The sequence below is a fragment of the Microcoleus sp. B3-A4 genome (assembly GCF_036705385.1).
In the GTDB taxonomy this organism is placed as follows: domain Bacteria; phylum Cyanobacteriota; class Cyanobacteriia; order Cyanobacteriales; family Microcoleaceae; genus Microcoleus.
Window position 1 is genome coordinate 19,950 of the sequence record NZ_JAUBUI010000080.1, and the last position, 7,247, is coordinate 27,196.

Annotated in this window: 8 protein-coding genes; 2 read left to right on the forward strand and 6 right to left on the reverse strand. The window is 43.6% G+C overall.

Annotated features, from left to right (window positions below; translation table 11 throughout):
• Positions 1 to 19: 19 nt before the first annotated feature.
• From QUB33_RS23670 to QUB33_RS23680, 3 genes are read right to left on the reverse strand one after another with little or no spacing between them, the layout of a single operon-like run.
• Positions 20 to 1,492, reverse strand: coding sequence for a DUF1802 family protein (locus tag QUB33_RS23670; protein ID WP_333355135.1), 1,473 nt, complete (start codon positions 1,490 to 1,492; stop codon positions 20 to 22).
• Positions 1,493 to 1,496: 4 nt separating this feature from the next.
• Complete coding sequence (locus tag QUB33_RS23675) at positions 1,497 to 3,404, reverse strand: hypothetical protein (RefSeq protein WP_333355138.1); 1,908 nt, start codon at positions 3,402 to 3,404, stop codon at positions 1,497 to 1,499.
• 54 nt (positions 3,405 to 3,458) lie between these two features.
• A complete protein-coding gene (locus tag QUB33_RS23680; RefSeq protein ID WP_333355141.1) occupies positions 3,459 to 4,178 on the reverse strand; it encodes a hypothetical protein in 720 nt (239 codons plus the stop codon).
• 412 nt (positions 4,179 to 4,590) lie between these two features.
• Between QUB33_RS23680 and QUB33_RS23685 the strand changes: the two genes are divergently transcribed.
• On the forward strand, positions 4,591 to 5,070 hold the full coding sequence (locus QUB33_RS23685) for a rhodanese-like domain-containing protein (protein ID WP_333355144.1): 480 nt from the start codon (positions 4,591 to 4,593) through the stop codon (positions 5,068 to 5,070).
• Between the two features lie 171 nt (positions 5,071 to 5,241).
• Here the strand turns inward: QUB33_RS23685 and QUB33_RS23690 are convergent, their stop codons facing one another.
• From QUB33_RS23690 to secG, 3 genes are all read right to left on the reverse strand, one after another.
• Entirely contained in the window at positions 5,242 to 5,676 is a 435-nt protein-coding gene (locus QUB33_RS23690; protein ID WP_333355147.1) for an NUDIX domain-containing protein, read from the reverse strand.
• A gap of 75 nt (positions 5,677 to 5,751) precedes the next feature.
• Entirely contained in the window at positions 5,752 to 6,498 is a 747-nt protein-coding gene (locus QUB33_RS23695) for a peptidase (protein WP_333355150.1), read from the reverse strand.
• A gap of 91 nt (positions 6,499 to 6,589) precedes the next feature.
• Complete coding sequence (secG, locus tag QUB33_RS23700) at positions 6,590 to 6,829, reverse strand: preprotein translocase subunit SecG (RefSeq protein WP_333030803.1); 240 nt, start codon at positions 6,827 to 6,829, stop codon at positions 6,590 to 6,592.
• A 214-nt stretch (positions 6,830 to 7,043) separates the two neighbouring features.
• Between secG and QUB33_RS23705 the strand changes: the two genes are divergently transcribed.
• A partial coding sequence (locus tag QUB33_RS23705; protein ID WP_333355153.1) for a hypothetical protein occupies positions 7,044 to 7,247 on the forward strand: 204 nt, incomplete at its 3' end.

Genomic DNA, 7,247 nt, shown 5'->3' on the forward strand with positions numbered 1-7,247 from the left:
GAATCGCCCTTGACGTATCTCAATCATCTAGCGACAAATCACGCAGGAAATAAAAGCGATCGCTCCGCCACTCCTCTCCTTGAATTCGCCCTAAGTAACCCGTCAATGGTGAGGAAAGCTCTATTAAAATTTCGTGCATTTCTTTAAGCTTCAATGGCTGAGGTGGATTTGGATTAGCATAATATGCCCCATCAATAGCATCAACTCCAACATTTTCAACCCCTCTGATTTCTAGACGATTTTTCACGATTTTGACAAGGTGCGATCGCACTTTAAGCTTTTCCCGCACATCGTCAATATAGCGATTAACCTTAGCATCCGCTTCCTCACCAAACGGCTGTTGTTCCAAACAAGGTTTTAACTGTAATAAATCGATCGAACCTGGTTGCTTAGCTTTCAGTTCAACCAGCTTTTGCAATGTTTCCGGGCGAATTACATTCATTTTACTACCAAGAGCTGCTTGATTAGCTGGATTAGTTAAAGGCCCAGCAGCCAAAATAATTTTAACCGATCGATCGAACTTATCTTGACCCAAGTGAGTCAAACCTAAATGAATTAGTTGAGCCGTTACACTATTAGGTACACTTTCATGTTTGCTAGCTTTGCACTCTCCCGCTACTGGATAGGGAGTCTCGCAATAAAAGTCTAAACCACCAGCGCCGCCTGTTGATTCTGGATTGAGGCTAGCTTTCGGATTAGTGTTAGAATTGGCAAAACCTAGCTTTACCAAACTTTTGCGGACTAACTTTTCAAATGTATTACCATCGCTAGAGTTACCAATTTGTGCGATCGCACTTATCCATGCTAAATCCGGGTCTGGTTGTGTTGTGGGTAATTTTTCCGACCAACCTAGAAACATTTTGATTTCTGCGTCTAGTGGTTGGGCTTTTGGGTTGGTGGTGGATAAATGCACTAATGCACTTTGCAACTCTTCCAATTCTGGATGTTCAGGAGGCTCTAGTTTTTCCAGCTTTTGACGGCGTTTGGCAAAGATAGACTCGCTCAACACTGGCGTTGAATCAGTAACATTTAGGGATTTTGGCAAAGATACAAAATTGCCGCTGGGATGCACTGGCATTTCCAGCGGCTGAGGTAGCAGATAAACGCGAAGATGAGTTAGAAAAATATAACGTCGTTGCAGGAGAGTTTGCTGTAATGCCTCTGTTGTCCAGACTGTTAACTGTGACAAAGCCTCTAATGATTCAGGAGCGTTTAGTATTTGGCAAAATTCGCATTTAGCCCAAGCTTTTATCAAAATCGTCTCAGAAGTTAACTGAGAAAATGAGGTTTTAGCAATTGGTAAAAAACTCGATCGGTAGTATTGCTCATGGGGGAGCAAATTAATCGATATATTGGCTGGATATAGGGCAAATGACCTACCAGGCTCGATAAAAATTCGAGGCATGGCTGCAATCACTCGCCCTTCGATTAAGGCTTCCACATCTGGAGCAGATAACTGCAAAGCCGTATCAACAAAAACAGAATAACTCATCCACTTATTGACCTAATAATTTATCAATTGCTTCGTCGAGGTTGTTAATTTCCGTTGTATCAGGTATGAACGTACTTTCAGCTATCTCATTTTCATCAACCAACCCCTCAGGAATCTGACCCGACGGGTCGCTAAGAATTTCACAAATTATATAATTTTCAGTCGCGAGTTTTTTCTGAACAATAAACTCCAGTATTTGCTCTTCGGTTACATCGTACTCTGTGCGAGCTTTGTTGACCAAATAAATGGCTAAGAGAGGCTTGATATCTTCACTTGCAAGCTTGACAAATTCTCCACCTAGTTCTTGAGAAAGAAGTTGATCCAAACACTGTTTTCCTACAGTCTTCGGTTTAACATCTTTAGAACGAACTAAACAACCGCGAGTCATATCAAACTTTTGATACTCAATTAATCGCTTTAATGCGGCACTGACAAACTTTGCCCCAGATTCTTGGACAACTGCTACTACTATCTTGACAGACTTTCCATTTTCTTTGCCTCGAATTCTAAAGTGGAGATAACCTTTGTCTACAGCTTTAGTTTGTACCTTTTCAATCTCCTCAACTTGCATTCGTTCCACAGTCTCCCCTTTGACTGCAAGGAAGGCCAAATATAGAGCCTCGGCTAAAATATTGCTATCGTCAAAATATTTGTCGATTGTTCCCTCAAGTGCATTCAGTTCGTTGTTGAAAGCAAGTTCAACTTGATGGAGTGGATCTGCTGCTGTTGGCGGTGGAGTAGGATCGTCAGGTACTTTCCAATTCTTAGCACACTCTTCTAAAACCTTTCTGACAATTAATTTTTCTTTCCCCAGTTCTCTTAATTCACCTTCATGAAAAGGATAAACGGGAGAAGGTGGAGTTAAACCTTTACTCTCATAAAATTCTTTGAGCCATTGAGAAACTAGAGTCACTACATCATCAGCATTCAGATACTGTAAATCAAAAATCTTTTCACCCATTCTAGCTGTGACTGACTCGGCCTGGGGTAATGCTCTAATTTGAAATTGCCAAGTTTCATCAAACATAGCTGTCATTAAGACACCTCGTTTAATTTTACCGTACAGGTCTTTTACTAATAGCGCGACGACCTGCGCCCTGCTGAAGCCAGCTTCATTTCGATCTACACTTTCTAACTCATCAAATCCAATTACTAGAGTTCTGTAATCACCGATTAAGTCTAAAATTTGACAAACACTCTGAAATGCTTCGGCTTCTTTGTCCTCTTCCGTAGAATTTGGTAAACCCATTGCATCAGCTTGTCCCTGTGCCAAGGCTTTTCCAGACAGCCAGTTGGTTGCAAAGCTCACTTTATCTGAAGAAAGTGTCCACAGAATAGCTTGGATTAAATAAGGATTTTCGATGTTTGACTTCAGTTGAAGCACTTTTTCAGTTAAGCGATCGACTAATTTAGGATTTTTAGCTAATGCCCCCGAAAATTGCTTGACTAAATTTTGAGGTATGTGAGTTTTTCCTAATGCCTCATTGATCAAAGCAGTTGCTAATTCTTGCCACTGCATTACGCCTTCGTTACCAATCTGTTTCAGGCTTAAAGACAAACTGTTTAGAAAGTTAGCGTGGACTCGGTTTAAGTTTCCATAGTCTACGTCGCTCATATAAACAAAGAAAGAACCACCTTCATCGAGAAGGCGGCTGCGAATCCGACTAATTAAGTGGCTTTTTCCTAGGCCTTTTTCAGCTTTGATCGTGATGCCACTAACTGTACGATACCCGGCGCGGATTTGCTCTATCGCCTGAAAGATAGCATCAGAGGCATGAGCATTGATAGAAGGAACGTCAGGAAAACTTGGGTTCCAAATATCATTGCTCCTGACTATTAACGATCTGTCAAAAGGGTTTTGACTTACAATAGCTTTATTGAGGTCGGGGATTGAGGAGTGAAAGTCATTCATTGTTTTGTGTGAGTGTGAAGATAAAGGAGCGAATGCACTACTAACTCAAATTAATTAGGTTAAACGCTTGACATAACAGCGCAAACCGTTCACTTTTGTGGTGATAGAATCTTCGATTTTGTCGGGGGCGCTGTCTTCTACACTGCCACCTATAAGCTGGAAAATGTCCTTAGCCTGCATTTCCAACAGCCACTCATTGAACTCCGATCGCCCTACCCTTTCGCCGATCACCCGACGCATCCGATAAATCGGCACTAAATCGTCTAAGTTATAATCCCGGTTCAAGCTGTCATACACATCGAGCGCCACAGCCTTAAAATCCTCATAGGATGCGATCGTCCCTACATCCGCCTTCCCCTTCTCAACCGCAACACTCGCCGCACCATCCTGATGTCGAATCCACTTCAACAAAGAATTTCCCAGCCGAGTACCAATTTGAGAACCATCAAACTCAAACAAAGAATCCTTACTTTTGAGCCCCTGCGCTAAAACTTCTTTCCCCTTAGCGCTCAATTCCACCAACGTCACCCGATTTACCAGCGAATACTCGATCGCCCCAGTCGCCTGCAACTCGCCGAGCACTTCCACATATCTCTGACTCGTTTCATTAGTGCGAACAATCCGCTTAGTCAAATCCCCCTTTTTCACCTTCATCTTCCCGCCGCCCAAATCCCACAAATTCAGCAGCACCCGAACTTTCGCCTTCGCATCCCACACCGCTTGCTCTTCCGGTGTCAAAGTGTTAGACACCGGAATTTCATCTTTCTCAGACATATTCATACCTTTAAATACTTGTTTTTACTCTTAAATTTTACCAGAAACCTTGCTGGGAAACATTTAAGCTGTCCCGCAAAAATCCGCGCGAGGCTACGCACAACTTATTCAAATTTCATTTAAAAATAATAGGGATTGACTAAAATTGAATCCTTTGATAAAATAGCGAATCGAACGAGCGATCCCACGTCCAATTCTCCGCCGCAAATAAGATAGAAACCATCTGAAGCACAGCCCGCTACGCTCTAGCAACCTCAACAAATGTAGCGATCCCAACCTTAGCTAACAACCAGCAAACCAGCTTAAATGCGACTTTAGTTCAATACCGGATTCTGCCTTTAGAAAGACGAATTCAACCTAAACATCTTGTTACATTGCAATAGCAATCAAAACATTGAACAACATTTTACCCATGAAAAATATTCCCGACCAAATTTCCGACATCAAAGAAAAGCTTCCAGATTTGACTCCCACCCCTCCTGGTTTAAAAGCTCAAGCATCTAGCCACGACCTCAAAGCCCGTTTAGATTGGGGCGAACCCGGACTCACAATCATCGACGCTCGTGATTTTGAAAGCTTCACCAAAAGCCACATTACCGGCGCGGTAATGATGCCAATGGACGAATTAGTCGCACGAGCACAATCGAGTTTAGAACCCATCCGCGACATCTACATCTACGGCGAAAACGACCAACAAACCGCCGAAGCTGCCAATCTTCTGCGCGCAGCAGGCTTTCAAAAAGTAGCCGAACTAAAAGGCGGAATTCCTGCTTGGAAAGCCATTGACGGCCCCATCGACGGCGCTGCCGAACACGATACTCCCGGCCCCGACGCCTACAACGTTTTTTCTCGCTTGCAACACCACGCCGAAGCTCAGAAAATCAACAAATAACCTCAGATTGGCGACAGGAGTCGCCCACAGAATCTGACACTTAATAAACCCGGTATCGCAAAAGTTACCGGGTTTATCGATGTGGACTTATACCAAATCCCTCTTAAATTTTCTTAGTCCGCGTGGGCGAAGCCAGCGCTTAGGCGGACGAAAGTTTGTCTAGTAGCCGTTTCAACCGCCGACTCTTAAATTTCTGCCATCCAAATATGCCTTAACTTCCCCAAACATTAGGCGGTTTGCATCAAAAGTAATCCGTTTAACTGCTTCCTCAAAAGGAAGCCAAGCAGAATTTTGAATTTCCTCCTCTTGCAAAACAACTTCCACCGAATTGACAAAACCTAAAAAATAAGTAACAGTCTTTTCAATCGGCTCCCCATCCTTAACAAAAGAATAGTGTTCCGTAAAACTCGGCTCATCCAGCATTTCAAAATCCGATATACCTGTTTCCTCCTCAAATTCCCGCCTTGCAGTTTCCGCAGGAGATTCCCCGGGGTTCGCGTGACCTTTCGGAAACGCCCAATGTCCCGCTTGATGTTGAATCAACAAAAACAAAGCATCAGCTTCCTTTCCAAAAATCGGCACAATCCCAAAACATTCATCTTTCATATTCCTGATATTTCCTATTAACTATTATGTTTTTCTTAGTCCGCGTAAGCGAACTTAATTTGGGGAGATGCGGTTTCAATCGCCGAGTCTCTGAAATTCCCACCCTAACCGAGTCTGCTGTTCGTAAACCCGCTTCAAAGTATTAACATCCCTCGCTGAAATAGGCGGAGGGTTTCTCACCTGAGAAAAATAAAGCACATCAGTTTCCATCAAACTGTGACCCCAAATTCCCAAAGCGTGACCCAACTCGTGCCGCGCCGTCGCCGGAATATACTTACCCACTTGATTCGGATTCAAATAAACCGAAAACCGATGAGATAACACGGTTTTATCCCCATCCCGACGGGCGTACAATTCATAGGTAGCTTCTCCAGAGCGCGATCGCAAAACCCCTTGACGCAAAGGCGGAGCCCGACGTAAAATCCTAATATCAGCCACCTCCGAACTATCCACCACTTCCAAAGGCAAATAAACCCCCCATTGCCGCACCACATCCAACACAGCCGCCACCCATTCTTCAGACTTATTAGCATCAACTGGACGCTCAACATAAACCTGAATCGGAAACTTAGACCACAACAAATGACCGAAATTCGGTGGCTTAACCTGGTCAAAATAATCACCACTATCCGTGGAATCTTGCCAATTTGCTAGCGTTGGCGGCAAAGGGTGAACCTGTGGATGCGGCAAACTATTCGGGAGAGGGGAAAGACTTGCAGCCGGAGTATTAACCTGACTAAAAATTATCAGGCTAAAACAACATAAAGCAAATCCCAAACCAGCCAGCAATCGAGATTTTACTCTAACTTTCCACAACCGCATTTTTGCAACCGCAGATAGACGAAAATAAACGCAGATGAACTTGATATTATCTGCGTCTATCTGCGTTCATCTGCGGTTAAAAATCCAAATCTTATAACTTAGGCGTCAACCAACCAGCACTCAAAATTACAGTCAAACCCATAAAAACAATAGACAGACCCCAAGTAATCCGGTTCAGACTCGTTTCTGCACTCTTGGCGCTGGTAAACAATTGAGCTTGTCCGCCAATCCCTCCAATACCATCGCCTTTAGGACTGTGCAGCAACACAAAAATCACAAGTCCTAAAGCAGACAAAGACCAGATAACTTGTAACACAGAAACAATATTCATAATCTGGAGTAATTGGTAATTAGTAATCGGTAATTTATTATCATATCAAATTCGGTCGATCGCACACAATCTCCTCCGGGACACAGTATCGTGCCCATTGTTGTCAACTTAACGTCAAACCCGCAGTCCGGCAGGGAATGAATTCCCTGCCTCAAAGCGAAAGTCCTCTTAAGAGGACTGAAAAGAAGAATTTTTGGTACTGCTGAATCCAAGTATGATTTTGCCTGATGGGGTAATTCTAAGTGCTTACGCTGTCAGCAGTGGGGCAACCACGGGGGGATTGCCCTACAAATTTCATCCCCCAATTCAGCAACGCCGAATTTTTAAACTCATTAGTCCTCTTGAGAGCGTTCCACGGGCGCCGCACGCCCGTTATGAATCAAAGAAACAGTTTCGCTCGCCCAAAAGTTGCCAGCGA

Bases quoted from the DNA above. Each gene is read 5' to 3' on its own strand.
- QUB33_RS23695 (WP_333355150.1), bottom strand. From the start codon at position 6,498: ATGCGGTTGTGGAAAGTTAGAGTAAAATCTCGATTGCTGGCTGGTTTG.
- QUB33_RS23690 (WP_333355147.1), bottom strand. From the start codon at position 5,676: ATGAAAGATGAATGTTTTGGGATTGTGCCGATTTTTGGAAAGGAAGCT.
- QUB33_RS23675 (WP_333355138.1), bottom strand. From the start codon at position 3,404: ATGAATGACTTTCACTCCTCAATCCCCGACCTCAATAAAGCTATTGTA.
- QUB33_RS23670 (WP_333355135.1), bottom strand. From the start codon at position 1,492: ATGAGTTATTCTGTTTTTGTTGATACGGCTTTGCAGTTATCTGCTCCA.
- QUB33_RS23685 (WP_333355144.1), top strand. From the start codon at position 4,591: ATGAAAAATATTCCCGACCAAATTTCCGACATCAAAGAAAAGCTTCCA.
- QUB33_RS23680 (WP_333355141.1), bottom strand. From the start codon at position 4,178: ATGTCTGAGAAAGATGAAATTCCGGTGTCTAACACTTTGACACCGGAA.
- secG (WP_333030803.1), bottom strand. From the start codon at position 6,829: ATGAATATTGTTTCTGTGTTACAAGTTATCTGGTCTTTGTCTGCTTTA.